We start from the raw sequence: 17208 nt of genomic DNA, 5'->3' as shown, positions 1-17208 counted from the left end.
GCTACAAGATTTCTACCTTTTGTTCACGAGCACCGTTTTTAGCGCGTCCATCAGTTTGGTGATTTCCTCATGGTCATCGTCGCAAAGATGACGAAATGCCCACAAAGCGTCGTAAGTTTGTTCGATTATTTTCAGACAGTTGAGCATTATTGAAGGCATGCCACTTACTTCGATGCTCCAACCTTTCGGTTCAAAATGCGAGAAATCGTTGCGAATTTCGAACAGCCTTTTGAACGCGCGTTTCTGTTCTGCACTAAATTCCAAAACGCACCCAGCACGCTCAAAACGCTTGTCCTCTCGTCGTGCGCGTTTCAATAATTCATGTGGGTTTGCCAACTTTGGCCTTTTGGGCAATTCATCGTGGCTGCCGTTTTGCAAGGCATCCATGGTTGCTATTGCATCATCTTCTGTAAGCGCTCCGACCTGCATCGTACCTGACAAATGACAAGTCAATGCGCCGTTAACTGCGCTAGCCATGGCGATAGCAGCCCATTTCCAACAGTGTATGTTGCCCGACACGACCCGTTCCATCTGATGCAATACTTCGCTCAGCGAAATCAAAACGTCATGCGCCTCATCTGTGGAAAGGTAGTTCTCGTTGTCGGTCATCACTTTGTTGCTCCCAAATCCTGTCATGCCGAGCGACCTAAGTCCTAATTGACCGCACCGCCATCGTTATCAGCAGGTAGATAAATAGAACCAAGAAACCGACGGTACCCATCGACCCGATCGGTTTCTTTTCTATCGGGAAGGCGACGTCGAGCACACCGTACAGGTTGAGACGCAAAAGTCTTGGCGCGATCTGCCAACCGTTCAAGCGGATGCCTTGGAACCCAGTGCAAACGATTGCGCGGCTGCTGGGCTGAAACTGGCCGAGCGAATCTTACGGGATGAGTTGAAGCGCCGTGACTGACACCAGACTGACGCAGCCGTCTTTGCCAGCTACCAAATTTCCGCCAAATAATTGATTTTAATGGCGGTGCTGTCAGACCAATTCGAACTCGTCTCGGAGGGAACGGGACCCCCGTCGAACCTTCTCCACCCACTAACCCATTGAATTTACTATGCCGACCTATGGTTTGGAGTCCCGCTTGCTGCAAACGCGACTGAGATCCAACTTGAAAACTCTGATCCACTTGCCCGCTGCCGGCAGAGCAAATTCGCCAGTAGTCGACGCGCCAAAATTTCAGTCACCGGATTTGCCAGGCTTCTCATCCAAATTTCTTTCCGAAACCGGGTCTTGCGGCTCATCCGCTGAAAGCGTTTCGCCACCTTCGGCGAGTTCCTCATCGGTCGCGAAATAGTCTGGAGACCCCGGTGGCGGATACTTCAATTTGCCAGAGAGAGCCTCAAGCGCTGTGCCGGAAAAGCGCGGAAACGGCAGTTGCCGCTGCCGTCGCCAGGTCGCGACTTCCTGGTGCGCCTGTTCCGTGCGCTCAGTATCCAGGCCGGGATCGCGGCTCCAGTAGAGCGTCTGAGACGGGAATGCGAAGCCAGTACCGGACGCCTCCACGATGTCATCGATCCGCAGGAGTATGTCCTCTCTGATAGAGTAGAAATCGTTCCACTCCCTCGTCTTGGCATAGATGCGTAAATTAACATTTTTAGACGATTCACCAAACCCGATGAACCGGACGCGGATCGTTTCGGCCTCAATCCGCGGATGGGAGTGCAGCATTTCGCGGATTTTTGCGAGAACATACCGCATTTGCTCTGCATCCGTCTCGAAGCGCAGACCCAGGGTTTCGTTGATCAACATCGTGTCGCATTTGGCCCAGTTGACGATCTGCATGTCGGCGAATTGCGCATTCGGAATGGAGATCTGCGTGCGATCAATCGCACGCAGCTGGGTCGAGCGCACGCCAATGTTTTCAACGGTTCCGCTCTGATCGCCGAAGGTGCAGTAGTCGCCAACCCGGACCGGCTTATCAATGAACAGGATGAATCCACCGATCAGGTTCTCCAGCGTCGGCCTGACCGCAAGTGCTACGGCAATGCCGCCGATCCCGAAACCTGCAATCATGCTGAGAACCGGAACGCCCAATTCATGTGCTCCGTACCCCAGGATCAGGACGCCGCCGATAAACCCGATGATCTGCCCCACCAACCGGATAAAACTGTCATCGAGACTTTGATTTGTGCGCCTCGGATCCACTATGACGGTTTCGAAGAAGGCTCTGGACATGGTCCAGAAGGCCCCTGTGGCGGCGATGTAGAAGACCACGACAAGGCAAGATTCAGTCAGATCGAAGAAGCGTCCGGTGGTGTTGACCTGAAACGAAAACACGTGCTGAAGCCAGAGCAGTGCAATCATTATGCCAATCGGGCTCAGGATCCTGAGACGGACAATTTTGACCGGGTCGTCTGTCAGCCACTCAACCAGCAATCGATGCCAGACGCGCAGGACAACGCCTGATGCGATAGACAACAAGATGACTAACAGAATCTTCCAGATCGGAGTGTCGAGAATAGAGCGCTTCATGAAATTCGGCAGTTTCGCGACTCCGGCGTTTGGGATCCATGGACCAGCAAGCTGGCGGCTCGTATCGTCCCATGATGTTATCGGAAGTGACGACCGAAGCGGAAGCGTTCTCAGGCCAGCATAAAATCTGGGCGCGCTGCGGACTGTGTCCGCAGAAAACAGGTACTCCCCGGCACGGTTACCTTCGACTATTTCAACGATGCGCAGGGGTGTGCCGGGCAGACGAAATCCGGTGGTGGGTTGATCATCAAGATCGTCAGGCCCGGGAAGGACCGCAGCGTCGATGGCTTTGACCCGCCCAAGGATGTCCAGAAGGTACAAAGCCGTTTGCGATCCGGTCTCGCGACGAGAGGCTAATGGCAATTGCGACAGATCGATCAGGGCTCTGATCTGCCCGATCGCAAGTGTAATCTGAGCCGCGTTCGAGGTGTTCTGCTGCTGCCAGTATGCGCCCAGCGAAGTTTCAAGGTCATCGCGCAACTGGTATAGCGACTGCAAAGTGTTGCGCGGGCTTTCCGTCCGGATCGGGTTGATCTCGGCGGTTTCGATCTTCTCAAGCATCGAATCCAGTTCGCTGGCGACACTTCCCTGGTTCGCCTCTTGTGCTGAGACCTGAGAGGCGCAGAACAGCGAGACCAAAGCCACGAGCAGAAATCTGAAAAACGCCATGTCTTCTTCCTTGCGCCATACGCTCATTGTTTGGACCCACCATCCGCTGTGAAGGCGTTTGATGTCCAGCCTCCCAAACGACCGAGTCGGTCCCTCGGGTAAACAACTGGCGGAACATGTCCTCTGGTTTTGGTCATATCGCGCCACTCTCTCGGATCACTCAAAGAAAGCCCTGAACACGACGGGTCAAGCGCGGCATCTGCGGGCGCGCGGACAGGCAACAATCCAGAATACCCGGGCCTGGTGCCGCCTGACATCGTGTAGTTGGGATAATCAGGACATTTGGTGCGCGATACCCTGCCTGCGGTCACGCAAAAGACTTGCTCGCCACTGCTTGGGGGTTTGTCCTGTCCATTTTCGAACCGCGCGTCCAAAGTTGCTTGGGTCGCTGTATCCAAGCATCCGTGCGATTTCAGATAGGTTCAGATCCTCCCTCACCAAAAGCTGAACCGCCCTTTGTCGCCTGGAACTGTCGAGGAGCTGAGAAAAACTCGTCCCCTGTTCCATCAGCAGACGCTGGAGTGATCTGGGGCTCATACCGATCTCTTCGGCAACGCCCTTCAAGCTGGAACAGGTGGTCCGAGACGCGCACCGGACGGCGCGTTCTACTGTCTGAATATTGGTGAAAGTCTTGCGCTGGATCAAGTCGACACCATTCGGAGTATGAGAAAATCGCCCCAAGTATAGCCGAATCAAGCGCAGTGTTTGGTCCGAACACGCCATGCTTCACAATGGCAACAAGTGGCGCGAAATGATCAATATTGGCATCGCAAGTTGTCAAATTGTCGTCGATTGACTTAATAACCAGGTCGCGAAGTGTTTTTGGGGGAAGATGGACAAGATTTCGACATGCCGGGCGGCCTACCTGATCCCGTTCATTGACGTCCTGCGCGATATTGGCGCTTCGGTCGAACGTGAGTTGGCAAGGGCGAAATTGCCGACAATGGTTGAGGAAACACCGGAAGAACTTGTCAGCAATATCCTTTCCATGGACTTCCTCACCAGAAGCGCAAGGCTTGAAGGTGTAGATGATCTGGGCTGGCTTTGGGTCCAGAAGTTTTCATCGTCGAGCTTCAGTGCCGAGCTGCTGACGGCACTGCGATCCTTCCCCACTGTCAAGGCACGTCTCGACTGCCTGTCCAACCTGATCGCCCTTGAAGACTCTGATACGCGTGTTGGCCTTATCGGTTTCAATGGCAGTGCCGAAGTCTATTGTGACAGCAAGTCGTCCGAAATACCGAGCGACCCAATCTCGGAATGGACTCAGGTCACGGTTTTGATTGAGGCTGTTCGCAGTATCACCGGCGAAAACTGGTCTCCGGACGAGATCAGGTTCAAGTCTGATTTCAGCGTCTGCGACGCCGCACGCGCGGCGAACCCGAATACACGTTTCCTCACGCAATCGGCCCACACGTCGATCATCCTGCCATCGTCTGTTCTGGCGGCCAGCAAACTGACCTGCGCGGCGGCACAGGTGCCGGAGCCGAACACCCCCAACAAACTGGACGGGACGGAAAACCTGAAACGTCTGATACGTCCCTATCTGCTCCAAGTAGCCCCCAAAATCGAGGTGCTCGCAGATGTCATGGGGGTGAGTCCAAGGTCGCTGCAACGCAAACTCAAGCAATCGGGTTCCAGCTATTCAGAACTCATCGAAACCACACGTTTCGAAATGGCGGCCGAGATGTTAAGGGATTCCGACATGCCGCTGATCGATATTGCGATGATGTTTGGCTATGAAAACCAGTCCAATTTCGGACGCAGTTTTCGACGTGTCGCCGGGATCAGCCCGGGGAAGTATCGCCGCGAGATGTTTGGTCGCCAACGCGTCGCCTGATTTGGCGCGATCGGACCAAAAACGGCGCACGTTCTCCGACACCATCCAAGACATCGACTCATGCGCACAACATCGCGCGTGGGTCCCTTGGATAGCTCAGGAGAAAACACATGACAGGTCTGCCCCTCCGAAACGCGCTTTGCGGTGCCAGCATTCTGGCGCTCGTCAGTTCAGTTGGCTTACATACGCTACTACGGTCCCCTCAAGGCCTTTAACGACAAGACCTGGGTGCCAAATGATGTGGTGATGGTCGAATAGATTCGACCAAAAGATTAGTATCAGCGGGCCGGGGTCACCCTGGCCTGTTTGCATTTGGCGCATCTTCACAGGCCGCATACCGTTCCATTCACGGTCCTTCTTCGATTAAGAAGCGTGGTTTGCAATCACGGCGCTGCACGACAGAGCGCGTCCTTTCAAGTGGCGCGATCGGACCAAAACGCCCGAAGCGGAACGACCATACTTGGAGTGGATTTATCGCTGCCCTGAATTGTTCAGCTCTGCAGATGCAAAGGAGAGAGAAATGAAACCAGGTAAACACGTATCGGCAATATTGAGCGCAGGCCTGCTTGCGCTGAGTGGCGTTTCGGCACTTGCCGACGCCCCGCAAATGAAGATGACCACCGACCTGCCCGCTTCGATCACGACGCCGGACAGCGTGGACAGTTCGCTCGGGACGCTGACCTATCGGGACGGGGTTCCGGACGGCGCATCGGTCGAAACCCTCTATGAGTATCTCGACCGGTCCCGCGCGGTTGAGGTGATGCTGAACGCGATGCCAACCATGTCGGCCTATGCGCTGCGCGAAGGCCAGCGCGCGGCAGGCTGTGCAGCGGCGCACCAGATCTGCATCGTCGACACGCTGCTGGACAGCAAGGGGCTTTTCCTGACCGGCAATACGTCGACCATGTATTCCTTTGGCTTCCTGGATCTGGAACGGGACGGTCCGACCGTCGTCGATATACCGCCGGGCATGCTGGGGGTTCTGGACGATATGGCGTTTCAGTACATCACCGATCTTGGTGCGGCGGGCCCCGACAAGGGCAAGGGCGGCAAATACCTTGTGCTGCCACCGGGCTATGACGGGGATGTGCCGGACGGATATTTTGTCTTTCAATCCAAAACCTACGGCGTGTGGAACTTCATGCGCGGCTATCTGACCGACGGGGTCGCGGCCGCCTCGAAGAACATTCGCGACAACCTGAAGGTCTATCCCCTGTCGCAGGCCGACACCCCGCCTGAAATGGAGTTCGTGAATATCACCGGCAAAGAAATGAACACGATTGTTGCCACCGATGTCAGTTTCTACGCAGGCCTGAACGACGTGATTCAGCAGGAACCCGAAGGGTTTCTGGGCGTTGAGCGCACTGGCCAGCTTGCAGCCATCGGGATCGAGAAAGGCAAAGATTTCGCCCCTGACGACCGGATGCAGGCGATCCTTGAGGACGCCGCGAAGATCGGCGATGGCATCGCGCGCGCCTATACGTATTTCCCGCGCGACCCCGGCGTTCAGGTCTTTGGAGCGGACAGCGCATGGGTACTGGCCTACCCCGACCGCAACACCTTCTTCATGCGGGGCGAGGGCCGCAACCTTGATGGGCGGACGACCTATCACTACGGCTACATCGTGGTCTCACCCGCCATGGCGATCCGCGCCGCCGGCAAGGGGTCGGACTATACCATGGCAATGCTGGACAGCGAAAAACGCCCGCTGGATGGCGCCAAGACCTACAAGCTGACGATGCCTGCAGATGTGCCAGTCAAGGATTTCTGGGCGGTCACGATGTACGACACCCAGACCCGTTCGCAATTGCAGACCGATCAGCAATTCCCGACGCTCGACAGCTATACTGAGGGGATGCAGAAAAACGCGGACGGATCAATTGACGTCTATTTCGGACCGACGCCTCCCGAAGGCAAGGAAAGCAACTGGCTGCAATCCGTTCCCGGCAAGGGGTGGTTCATCGCGCTCCGGATGTACGGCCCGCTTGAGCCCTGGCTGGATGGCAGCTGGCAGCCCGGTGAAATTGAACTGGTGGAATGAGATGTCGCTTCGGGGCCGGTCGCAGGACCGGCCCCTGACAAAACACGGAGCAAACGTCATGACTGAAATTGAATACGGCCAAACCGCGCAACCTGCTGCACGGATACACGCGTCGGACGTAAGGCAACGCTGGCCCGTGGCAGCCTGTCCAAGAACGCAATCGTTTGTGGCTCTGATCGCGCTGCTCATATTGGTCCTAACGGGGAGCACTGCCGTTGCGCAATCTGCGATCACGGACAAGTCAGACCTGATTGATCTGATCCGAAGGGCCGCCGAAGGCGCGGTTTTCGATGGCCGCGTCGTCGCCGCCAACCAAACCGACATTTCAAGCACTGTTGAAAGTGTCATTACGCAGATCCATTTTTCTGCAGAGCAGAGTGTGAAAGCCGGCGATCCGCTGTTTACTCTGGATGCGACTGAATTCGAACTGAACGTCAGGTCCGCTCAAGCCCGCTTGCTTGGCGCCCAGGCTGACGTCGAATTGGCCGACAGTAACTACAGCCGGGCGCAAACCCTTTTCGACCGTGGTACTGTGACCACCGCTCAGTTGCAGAAGGCAAAAGCCGAACTGGCGTCTGCGCAAGCTACAATGGCCCTGGCTGAAGTGGCGCTTGACGCAAGTCGGGTCGATCTTGAAAGCACCGTGATCCGAGCCCCAATTTCGGGGATCGTCGGCCGCCCGAACGTGTCCGTTGGCGCCTACGTCGAGCTTGAAGCGGGCGCCCCTCTGGCCCGCGTTGTTCAGCTGGATCCTGTGTTGGTGGCCTATGAAGAACCGTATGCGCCGCAAGTTGAACTCTTCATGTCTTCGGTGCTGTCTTCCCCCGATGAGTTTCTCGGGCTTCTGACCATCAGGCTCATGCTGACAGACACTCTGATCTATCCGATATCCTCAAAACCGACCCATGCCAGCAGCACTCTGACCGAAGCGGCGGGGACTGTGACGCTGTGGGCTGAATTTGACAATCCACAACATGTTCTGAGGCCGGGCATGCAAGTCAAGGTTCTGACCGAGGTCGATGAGGACGCGGTCAGGCAAATGACGTCTGAGTAATCCAAGGTTTCCCCAGCCCCTTTTGGGGCCCAGCCATCAGGAAGACAATATGTTTCAAATAGACCCTGAGACTTGCCCCATTCGATATCGCTTTCCACGATGGGGCTTCCTGGCCGCTGCCTTGCTTCTTGAACCGAAGCTTAGAAGGAACCGGGCGCGCGATCTTGAGAACGAACGGCTTCTAAAAGATCTGGGATGGCGGATTTTGGTAATCTGGGAATGCGCTATCTCCGGCCCGAAGCGCCTTTCACCACAAGACTTGTCCCAGAAAATGTCCCAGTGGCTTCACTCGGATCTGCCGGCCCATGAGCTTGGGGGCGACGACTGTCGTGCGGTCGGCTCGAGGGGTGGATGATCATCGGATGGACCCGGAGAGCAACACCCAAACCGCTAATTGTTGAGATTTTCTTAAGAAGACACCCCATATCTTGCCACAGGAATCTTGATCCGAAGCCCACCTTCTGGTCTAACGAGGCAAAAAGGAGTCAGGCGCCAACATGTCGATCGAAATGGCGAATATCACGAGGCAACGCGCCTCGATCGAGCTCTTCGCCGGCGCGGGCGGCTTGGGCATCGGACTGGCGCAGGCCGGGTTCATTCCAAAAACGGTCGTCGAGTTCGATCGTTGGTGCTGCGACACATTGCGCGAGAACCACGGTGTTCTGGACGGAGCCGATCCCGAGGATCAGTCCGCGTGGAACGTGATCGAAGGCGATGTACGTTCGGTCGACTTCAAGTCCCATGAGGGCGCTCTTGATTTGATCTCCGGCGGACCACCTTGCCAGCCTTTCAGCATGGGAGGACGGCACCGCGCTTATGACGACGCGAGGGACATGTTTCCGCAAGCGGTTCGCGCGGTTCGAGAGGCGCGACCAAAAGCGTTCATTTTCGAGAACGTGAAAGGCCTGACACGTGCGACTTTCGCGGACTACTTCTCGTATGTGCAACTCCAGCTGGAGCACCCGGAGCTCTTGGCGCGCGACGACGAGGCTTGGCAGGATCATCTGGCGCGGTTGCAGCAACATCACACCTCCACCCGCCGTCCGGGTCTGCACTACAATGTGGTCACGAAGCTACTGAACGCGGCCAATTACGGCGTCCCACAACGTCGTGAGCGCGTGGTTTTCGTGGGATTTCGAAACGACGTGGACGCGTGTTGGAGCTTCGGAGAGGGCGAGTTCAATCAACACGCGCTGATTTGGGATCAAATGTTTGGCGACTATTGGGAGCGCCACGAGGTCCCGAAGGCCCACCGGAAACTGGAAGGGCGCGCGGCTCAGATCGCGAACAAAATATCCAGAGAAGAAAAGCCGCGGGGCAGGCCCTGGAGGACGACGCGCGACGCGATCGGTGATCTGCCGGATCCGCGTCGCACGCAGCGCGCGGCCACCTTCCACGATCACCGCTTCCAGCCCGGCGCGCGCAGCTACAAAGGGCATACTGGCAGTTTTTTGGACGAACCTTCCAAAACCCTTAAAGCGGGCGTGCACGGCGTTCCTGGTGGAGAGAACATGCTCCGTCGCGCGGACGGTTTCATACGCTACTTCACCGTCCGGGAATCCGCCCGTTTGCAGACATTCCCCGATGGCTATCGCTTCCACGGATCATGGAGCGAGACCATGCGCCAACTCGGAAACGCGGTGCCCGCCGAATTGGCTCGGGTGGTTGGAATAAGCGTCGCCAAAAAACTGGATGCGGCGGAAATGGCATGAACGACGGCTATGCGGAGCTGGAATTCGATCTGCCAAGCGCCCTCCTGAGAGACATCGTCGCCCTTCTTGATGGTATGAACGCCGCCGAGCTCACCTCGGCGAACCTGACGCGAGTTACGGACGCGCCCGGCGTTTACGCCCTGATTTCGGGCGCGACAGGGGAGCTTCTCTACATTGGAAAGGCTGAGAGCTCGAAAGGTCTGCTGAACCGTTTGACACGCCACATGCGCAAGCTGGATGGGCGGCAAAACATCAACCCTGGCGATATTCATTTCAAGGCGGTGCGGATATTCGTCTTCGCGGCGATGGATCTGGAGGCGGCGTTGATCGCTCACTATGGCGGCGATGGGAAACTCCCTTGGAACCATTCCGGATTCGGCTCGAACGATCCCGGGCAGCAAAGGGACACCACGACCTACAAACAGGACCACTTCGACACGCAGCACCCCATTCGGCTGGATGACTGTTTCGTCGAATTCAAAGTTGGGAAGCGGCCGGTCGCCGAGGTCATGCAGCATCTCAAGGATGGCCTGCCCTACCTTTTGCGCTTCCAGCGCCCGAACGCGAGCTCCCGAAACTCCTTCGAGCCCGACTTCGAGGTAAACGAGGTCGATATTCAGCGGCCTGACCTGACGACGCGAGAGGTGCTGCGGCTATGCATCGCCGCGCTTCCCCCCGGATGGCACGCGACGGCGCTTCCAAGTCACGTGATTTGCTACAAGGATGACGACCGGCGCTTTCCAAGCGGGACTTTAATCGCCCGTTCCTAGGGCTGATCGATGATTTTCAAAGCTTTTTGGATGTCGCGCTTTTTTCGCGATCTCAATTCAACTATTTCATGAATAGCGTTTCTTATTGGTGGAAAAAATGACCCAAGAATTTGATCTCACTCCTGACGCCCGCGTTTTGCAAATGCTGGGCGAGATCAATCTTCACCAATGGCGATGCGTCGCGGAGCTGATCGACAACAGCATAGACGGTTTCGTCGAGGCGGCTCGCGCGGGCACGCCGGTGGAGCATCCCGAGATCACGATCACGATTCCAACCTCCAACAAGGGCGACGCGCGTCTGTCCATCCGGGACAACGGACCCGGCATGGCGATCGATTTATTGGAACGCGCGGTTCGAGCTGGCTGGTCGGGGAACAATCCATTGACCAATCTCGGGCTGTTCGGCATGGGTTTCAACATCGCCACGGCGCGGCTCGGCACGGTAACCGAGGTTTGGACCACGCGCGCAGGCGAGCCAGAGTGGGTCGGTGTGCGCATCGACCTCGAGGGGCTTCGGGCGAGCCAGAGCTACAAGACACCGCGACAAACACGGGTGAAGCCGGACCACACCCAGCACGGAACCGAAATCATCATCACGAAGCTAAAGCCCGATCAGCGCGCCTATCTCGCGCGATCGGCCAATCTCGGAACGATCCGCAAGCATCTCGCCCGCGCCTACTCCGCGATCTTGCGCGAATCCGAAGCGGGCCGGATCAGACTGAAGGTGAACGGAACGAAGCTGGAACCCAGGCGCCATTGTCACTGGGATCCCGACCGTTCGGTGGAACTGAGCGACGGGACGGTCGTCCACGCGGTCGAGCGGTTCGACGTCGCGCTCGCGCCGCGGAGGTATTGCACCCATTGCATGCGAGCCTTGAGCGGCGATGAGGAGCAATGCCCCAACAGCGGTCCGAATTGCGAGATCGTGACAACCGAACGCCGGGTGAGGGGATGGGTTGGGCTCCAACGCTATCTGCACAAATCAGACTTTGGTATCGACTTCATCCGGAACGGCCGTAAGATCGAGATCGGCTCGAAAGACCTATTCGCTTGGAACAACGGAGACAATGCGGAGATCGAGTATCCGATTGACGATCCGCGGAGCCGCGGTCGGTTCGTGGGGGAGGTTCACCTCGACCATTGCCGCGTGAGCTACACGAAAGATCGCTTTGAACGGGACGACCCGTCTTGGGAGGAGATGGTACGCGTCGTCCGGGGTGAGGGCCCACTGCGGCCGCAGGCGGCGAAACAAAGTGGCTTCGACGGCAACACGAGCCCACTCTACAAACTGTTCCAGGCGTTCCGGCGCTCCAGCCCGCAAGGCAAGAACGGTCTGTGGTCACGGGTGCTCGTGGTCAAGGACAACGACCGGTCAGAGCAGATGGCCGAGTCGTTTTATGAGAACGACGCCGACTATCTTGACGACGAGCGTTGGTGGAAACTGGTCGAGGAGCAGGACAAAGAAATTCTGGGGGAGGGTGGCGACACCGATCTTCCAGATGGTTTCCTTGACAACGGGGAGGACGGGTCGACCGGCGGCGGCGGCTCGCAGGATGATACCGACGGTGCGGGCGTCGCGCCGGATCCGGAACCCGCCGAGCCGTCGGCCGAGCGCATCGAGATCCATGAACTGTCGCGCAAATACGTGCACCCCACATATCGTGTGGAATTCCAAGTGGAAGCCTTCGCGTCGGACCCTACGGATAAGGCGCTCACGGGCAGTCTTCCCTGGTCGTTTGAACTCGATGACGTCGCAAGCCGAACATACGCGTTTGTAATCGATCCAACCCACGACGTGTTTCGGTCGACGACGATGACGGCCTTGGACGCGTTGCTGACCGAACTCTCGGTACAGACCCTGGACTTCTTGAAAGGTCAGGTACATGACGTGACCCTCGCGAATATACTCGCCGACTACCGCTCAAGTTATGCCACCGCGACCCGACTGGAGCCGTCCGAAGTCATATCGATGGCCAATACAGGACTCGAGGAGTTCGCGAAGGCGGTGGCGAGCTTGGTCCCGGAGGGTCAAGGGCAAGCACTTTACGCCGAGCTCTCGAAGCCCGAACGGGAGCATGTCGCGAGAAGGATGGCCGCGCGCGGGGTTGTGGATGTGCCCAAGGTGATTTCTGACGGACGCTTCTGGGAATACATGGATCCTCAGGCGGTCGTCGCGACGTTCAGTCGGCATCCGGAACTGTTCTTCGATGGCAAGTACTGGCTGGACCCGTATGAGACGCTGGATTTCGGGGCCGACCATATTGACGAGGAGGCTCGGCGGCGACTCGTCACCCGCTATGAGGCCTATCTCGGCGATACCCTTTGGTTGGCCAACCAGTCGTCGCGTGACCTAGAGACGGCGAACCGGGACGAGATCATTCGAGCGACCTGTTCACTTCGTCTCATGAAGCCGGATGTGGATTTCGAATGACGGAAGCCTTTCTGGATGCCAGACGATTGCTGAAAGGGCCTTGGCAGGCCTTCGAGCGTGACGTCGCTCGGCTGTTGATCTGTAATGGTTTCCAGGATGTGCGGGTTGTCGGCGGGTCGGGAGATCGCGGCGCGGATGTGCTGGGTCGCAAGAATGACGAACTTTGGGTCATTCAATGCAAGTTCACCACCAATGGCTACGCGACGGCGGCGGCGGTGGATGAGGTCGCGGAGGCTGGGCGGTTCTATCGGGCCTCACGAATGTATGTTGCGACTTCTCGCCCGGCGAGCCCCGCGACGCGCGCCGCCATTGAACGCTGGGGAAAGCTTGGCCTGAAGATCGGGATCCTTGAACCCGCGACTCTCCTCGCCATGGCCCAAAAAAGCCCGGAGTTTCCGTCCGCCCGTAGGGATCTAAGGGACTATCAAGAAAGTGCCGTTGAGCTTTTCGTCGGAGCGCTCCGGGAGACGGGCAGGGGGCAGGTGGTCCTCGCCACCGGCCTTGGGAAGACCGTGGTGATGTCCGAGGCGACCGCGCGTCTCTTCGCGGACGCGCGAGTCCCGGATGGCCGCGCCCTTGTGTTGGCCGGTACACGTGAGCTCGTGGATCAACTGCAACGCGCGTTCTGGGATCAACTTCCAAAGACAATTCCGACGCACCGTCTTATCGGTGGCGAAACGCCGACGTTCTGGGAGGGGATTACATTCGCGACCGTTCAAAGCGCCGTCGCGCGGCTAGACGAGCTTCCGGACTTCGGACTCGTCTTGATCGACGAGGCGCATCATGTCGGCTCCGACACCTTCCGCCAAGTGACCGATCGCATGGTGGATTCTATGATTGGCGGTGTCACCGCGACACCGTGGCGAGGGGACGGCTATGACATCGACACACTTCTTGGCCCTCCCGTCATTCGAGTCGGAATCGCGGAAGGGCTGAAGCGCGGCTTTCTGTGCGAGGCCGACTACCGCATGTTCGCCGACGACATCGATTGGCAACTCGTGCGTGATCAATCCCGCAACGCGTATTCGATCACGCAGTTGAACAAGCGTTTGCTGTTGCCGACACGCGACGAGGAGGCCGCCCGCAGGATCAGGGAGGTGTTCGGCGCCGAAAGCCGCCGGTCCGGTATAGTGTTTTGCTCCACCGTTTTGCACGCGAAAAGCTTCGCGGCGATGCTCGGGCTCTTCGGGCTACGCTGCGAGGCCATCACAGGAGAGATGTCCGCCCGCGAACGCGACGAGGTAATGGCCCGTTTCAGGAGCGGCGCCCTTGACCTGGTCACGACTCGCGATCTCTTCAACGAGGGCGTGGACGTGCCTGACGTCGACCTCATCGCGTTCATGCGGGTGACCCATAGCCGCAGGATTTTCGTGCAACAATTGGGGCGCGGCCTGCGCACGAGCCCAAACAAAGACAAGGTGGTGGTCCTCGACTTCGTGAGCGATATCCGCAGGATTTCGGAGGTGATCGAACTGGAGCGAGGCGCGAAGGGCGACATCGAGCGCCTTCGCCTGCCCGGGGTGGTGGAGTTCCGCGATGCCAGCGCCGGGAGCTTCATGCTGGAATGGATGAAGGATCAGGCCGATCTTTTCTCCCGCGAGGGTGACGCGATGCTGGAATTGCCTCGGTTCGACTTCCCGGAGCCCCATGGTGGGGGGACAGTGCAATGAATATGCCCGAGGAGATCAGGCGCGCGATTAAGGAGGCGCTTTGGGCGAAGCTGGATGATTTGAGCTGGCTCACCATGTCGGACGCCGACCACTCGAACTATTATGAACAATGGACCCGCGCGCCGGAAATCGGCGGCAAGCTCGGGCATTTCATGGATCCGCGCGCCGTCCGGGTTTATATCAAGGATACTTTGATCAAGGATTACGCACGCGAACGGTTGCTTGAGAGCGCCGATCAAGTTCTTCGCGCCCTCGACATTCCTCCAGAACTCATGATCGTCCGAAAATACATTAAACCTCACGGCCTGCTCTTGAACGATGGGCGGGTGGTCTGCTGGGGAAACAGCCGGGATTGGAAGCACCTTCTGATGGCGGCTTTCGAGCGGCAGCGAGCGTCGTCTCGGGCGAAAGCGTGCTCGGTCGTCGTGATTGAGAATGGCAAAACGGTCGATCTTGATACGCGAGAACTGGTTCGAGACGCCGCCGCGCGCCTCGGTGTCGATCCGATCGTTTGGTGGGAGTGAGGGATGCGGAAGGCGCTTGAGGGATGGTATCCGAAAACGGCCGAGGAGCTTGCCAAGATATGGGCGCACGCGCTCTTCGTCCCCGACGCGAATATCTTGCTGCACTGCGTGCGGCACCCGAAAGCGGTGCGCGAGGAGTTGCTTCGCCTCTTCGGCGTCCTGCAACCGTCCCTTTGGGTGCCCTATCAGGTGGCGCTGGAGTTTCATCGAAACCGGCTCGACGTGGAGCGTTCCGGCGTGGACGCTTATGATCAGATCCTCCGGGACTATGAGAAGACGATCCGGCAGGCTCGCGACCAACTGAGACAGTTAAGGGCGCACCCCACGATCGATATCGAACGCGAGGTCTCGGCACTTGACGTCCATCTGGCGGATTTCAAAGGCAGGATCGATGCCGCGCGGAACGCGCACCCCGAGGCGGAGATCGGGACGGTGGTAGACCGCCTGACAGAGCTCTTGGAGGATCGTGTCGGCGAACGCTGGCCGGAAGCAGAACTCGGGAAGATCAAGAAAGAGGGCGAGACCCGATATGCGGCCAAAGTTCCCCCAGGATACCTCGACGCGAAAAAGGATGGTGACGAGTACCGCAAGTACGGAGACTTGATCATATGGAAAGACATGATCGAGAAGGCGAAAGTGGAGAAACGACCGATCATTTTCATATCCGATGACGTCAAGGAGGACTGGTGGTGGATCCACAAGGGCAAAAAGCTTGGACCGCGGCCGGAACTGGTCGAGGAGTTCAAGCGCGAAAGCGATCAGGCTTTTCACATCTACGAGTTTGGCAACTTCATACGGATCGCCGCCGAGCATCATCCGGAGATCCAACAAGAACTTGACGCGGTGGAGCAAAGTCTGAGGCAAGACAGTGAGGCCAGGGAACGCCTGTCGAAAAGCGAGTCTGAACGAAACCGCGCGGAGCAGTTGGTCGCGCTAGAGGATGAGCGCGACGATTTAATCGCCTTGCTATCCGGCGCTCCGGATCACCGCGCGTCCCGTGGCCCGATGTCTGATCGGGCGTCAGTTCGGCTGCGCCTTAAGGAGATTGAAGAGCAACTTTGTCATCTCGGTCTCGACACTGAAGGATCTGGTGAATGAGCAACAGAGTGGACAGCATTGGCAGAGAGACGGCACCTCGCCCAAATTTCGATCCAAACTCGCTACCACACGTGGTCATGCTATCTTCTTCAATCACATGGCGAGCTTGATCGACACCTTCGAAACCGGAAAATCTCACAGTATCAGCCGCTTCACTGTCGAATGTATAGTATATTGCGTGGTTAAATACACCACATCGTGGCCGATCTTCGGTCATGAATCTGAAGGAACGAGTAGGACTGAATCTCCAAGACGCCCGGCGTGCCAAGGGCGTCAGCCAAGAAGAGTTGGCGCACCGTGCGAATGTGAACCGCGGCTATGTCGGCAAAATCGAGAATGCCAAGTATTCCGCCTCTCTCACGACACTCGAAAAGATCGCGCGCGCCCTCAACATCGATCCCTCAGAGTTACTGAAACCCCGCAGCTAGGAGGCCGGCCGACATCCTGCTCCGGGACGGCCCGTGGATGACCGGCTCACGAAGGGTGTTCCCGTGCGCGAAGGTATCGCGATCGTGGATGGCCGCGAGCTTGTCGTCTGGCAAGAACACCTGTGGAACACTGGGAAACGGACGCGAGCATGGTTCGTGCCGCCCGAAGACGGCCGTGCCATGAGAATTGTGGAACGCGACATCGACCTGGACCACTCTTAGCGCGACGCGGGTTAGCGCGCCTTGTTCGACTGCGCGAGAACCGTCCCGGCCAAAGACTTGGTATCGTCACTGTACTTGTCGCTTTGCAGGACTTTGGACGCCTTGTCTTCCATGGCAGCGCCAGTTTGTTTGCCTGTGCCGGACTGCGCCAGTGCCGAGGCCGCCAGACTCTTGGCCGTCGCAGAGGCGTTGGGGTCACTGAGAGTTGCCGCTGCCTGAGAGGCCAGTTTGCTAGAAGTGCGTTTCGTATTCTTTCCCATGAGACTGCTC

General features: G+C 57.7%; 15 protein-coding genes. 11 read left to right on the top strand and 4 right to left on the bottom strand.

Annotation, left to right across the window (positions count from 1 at the left end; all coding sequences use genetic code 11):
- Positions 1 to 12 precede the first annotated feature (12 nt).
- The 3 genes from RUA4292_RS03195 to RUA4292_RS25605 form a co-directional block, all read right to left on the bottom strand.
- Positions 13 to 609 carry a hypothetical protein gene (locus RUA4292_RS03195; protein ID WP_058276270.1) on the bottom strand — a complete coding sequence of 199 codons (597 nt, stop codon included), beginning with the start codon at positions 607 to 609 and terminating at the stop codon, positions 13 to 15.
- 577 nt (positions 610 to 1186) lie between these two features.
- Entirely contained in the window at positions 1187 to 3151 is a 1965-nt protein-coding gene (locus RUA4292_RS03190) for a mechanosensitive ion channel family protein (RefSeq protein ID WP_158506925.1), read from the bottom strand.
- A 273-nt stretch (positions 3152 to 3424) separates the two neighbouring features.
- The gene (locus RUA4292_RS25605) at positions 3425 to 3874 is read right to left on the bottom strand and encodes a helix-turn-helix domain-containing protein (protein WP_058276268.1); all 450 of its coding nucleotides are present in this window, start codon (positions 3872 to 3874) and stop codon (positions 3425 to 3427) included.
- A gap of 109 nt (positions 3875 to 3983) precedes the next feature.
- Between RUA4292_RS25605 and RUA4292_RS03180 the strand changes: the two genes are divergently transcribed.
- The 11 genes from RUA4292_RS03180 to RUA4292_RS03125 all read left to right on the top strand — a co-directional run bounded on the left by RUA4292_RS03180 (position 3984) and on the right by RUA4292_RS03125 (position 16938).
- Complete coding sequence (locus RUA4292_RS03180) at positions 3984 to 4988, top strand: helix-turn-helix domain-containing protein (protein WP_058276267.1); 1005 nt, start codon at positions 3984 to 3986, stop codon at positions 4986 to 4988.
- 520 nt (positions 4989 to 5508) lie between these two features.
- Positions 5509 to 7029, top strand: coding sequence for a DUF1254 domain-containing protein (locus RUA4292_RS03175; RefSeq protein ID WP_058276266.1), 1521 nt, complete (start codon positions 5509 to 5511; stop codon positions 7027 to 7029).
- A gap of 58 nt (positions 7030 to 7087) precedes the next feature.
- Positions 7088 to 8083: an efflux RND transporter periplasmic adaptor subunit gene (locus RUA4292_RS03170; RefSeq protein ID WP_158506919.1), complete on the top strand. Its 996-nt coding sequence runs from the start codon at positions 7088 to 7090 to the stop codon at positions 8081 to 8083.
- A gap of 497 nt (positions 8084 to 8580) precedes the next feature.
- The gene (locus tag RUA4292_RS03160; RefSeq protein ID WP_233493324.1) at positions 8581 to 9795 is read left to right on the top strand and encodes a DNA cytosine methyltransferase; all 1215 of its coding nucleotides are present in this window, start codon (positions 8581 to 8583) and stop codon (positions 9793 to 9795) included.
- Positions 9792 to 10565, top strand: a complete 774-nt coding sequence (locus RUA4292_RS03155; protein ID WP_058276263.1) for a GIY-YIG nuclease family protein — start codon at positions 9792 to 9794, stop codon at positions 10563 to 10565. The genes RUA4292_RS03160 and RUA4292_RS03155 overlap by 4 nt, the downstream gene beginning before the upstream one ends.
- Positions 10566 to 10662: 97 nt before the next feature.
- Positions 10663 to 12996 (top strand): ATP-binding protein, encoded by a 2334-nt coding sequence (locus RUA4292_RS03150; RefSeq protein ID WP_058276320.1) that lies wholly within the window; start codon positions 10663 to 10665, stop codon positions 12994 to 12996.
- Positions 12993 to 14666: a DEAD/DEAH box helicase family protein gene (locus tag RUA4292_RS03145; RefSeq protein WP_058276262.1), complete on the top strand. Its 1674-nt coding sequence runs from the start codon at positions 12993 to 12995 to the stop codon at positions 14664 to 14666. Before RUA4292_RS03150 ends, RUA4292_RS03145 begins: the two co-directional genes overlap by 4 nt.
- The gene (locus RUA4292_RS03140) at positions 14663 to 15190 is read left to right on the top strand and encodes a hypothetical protein (protein ID WP_058276261.1); all 528 of its coding nucleotides are present in this window, start codon (positions 14663 to 14665) and stop codon (positions 15188 to 15190) included. The genes RUA4292_RS03145 and RUA4292_RS03140 overlap by 4 nt, the downstream gene beginning before the upstream one ends.
- A 3-nt stretch (positions 15191 to 15193) precedes the next feature.
- Positions 15194 to 16288 carry a PIN-like domain-containing protein gene (locus tag RUA4292_RS03135; protein WP_058276260.1) on the top strand — a complete coding sequence of 365 codons (1095 nt, stop codon included), beginning with the start codon at positions 15194 to 15196 and terminating at the stop codon, positions 16286 to 16288.
- A 215-nt stretch (positions 16289 to 16503) separates the two neighbouring features.
- Positions 16504 to 16716 carry a helix-turn-helix domain-containing protein gene (locus tag RUA4292_RS03130; RefSeq protein ID WP_058276259.1) on the top strand — a complete coding sequence of 71 codons (213 nt, stop codon included), beginning with the start codon at positions 16504 to 16506 and terminating at the stop codon, positions 16714 to 16716.
- A 33-nt stretch (positions 16717 to 16749) separates the two neighbouring features.
- Positions 16750 to 16938 (top strand): hypothetical protein, encoded by a 189-nt coding sequence (locus RUA4292_RS03125; protein ID WP_058276258.1) that lies wholly within the window; start codon positions 16750 to 16752, stop codon positions 16936 to 16938.
- 11 nt (positions 16939 to 16949) lie between these two features.
- Here the strand turns inward: RUA4292_RS03125 and RUA4292_RS03120 are convergent, their stop codons facing one another.
- A complete protein-coding gene (locus tag RUA4292_RS03120) occupies positions 16950 to 17198 on the bottom strand; it encodes a hypothetical protein (protein WP_058276257.1) in 249 nt (82 codons plus the stop codon).
- Positions 17199 to 17208: the final 10 nt, after the last annotated feature.

The organism is Ruegeria atlantica, assembly GCF_001458195.1.
In the GTDB taxonomy this organism is placed as follows: domain Bacteria; phylum Pseudomonadota; class Alphaproteobacteria; order Rhodobacterales; family Rhodobacteraceae; genus Ruegeria; species Ruegeria atlantica.
The sequence above is the reverse complement of the archived record's forward strand: the minus strand, read 5'-3'. Positions and strand labels throughout refer to the sequence as shown.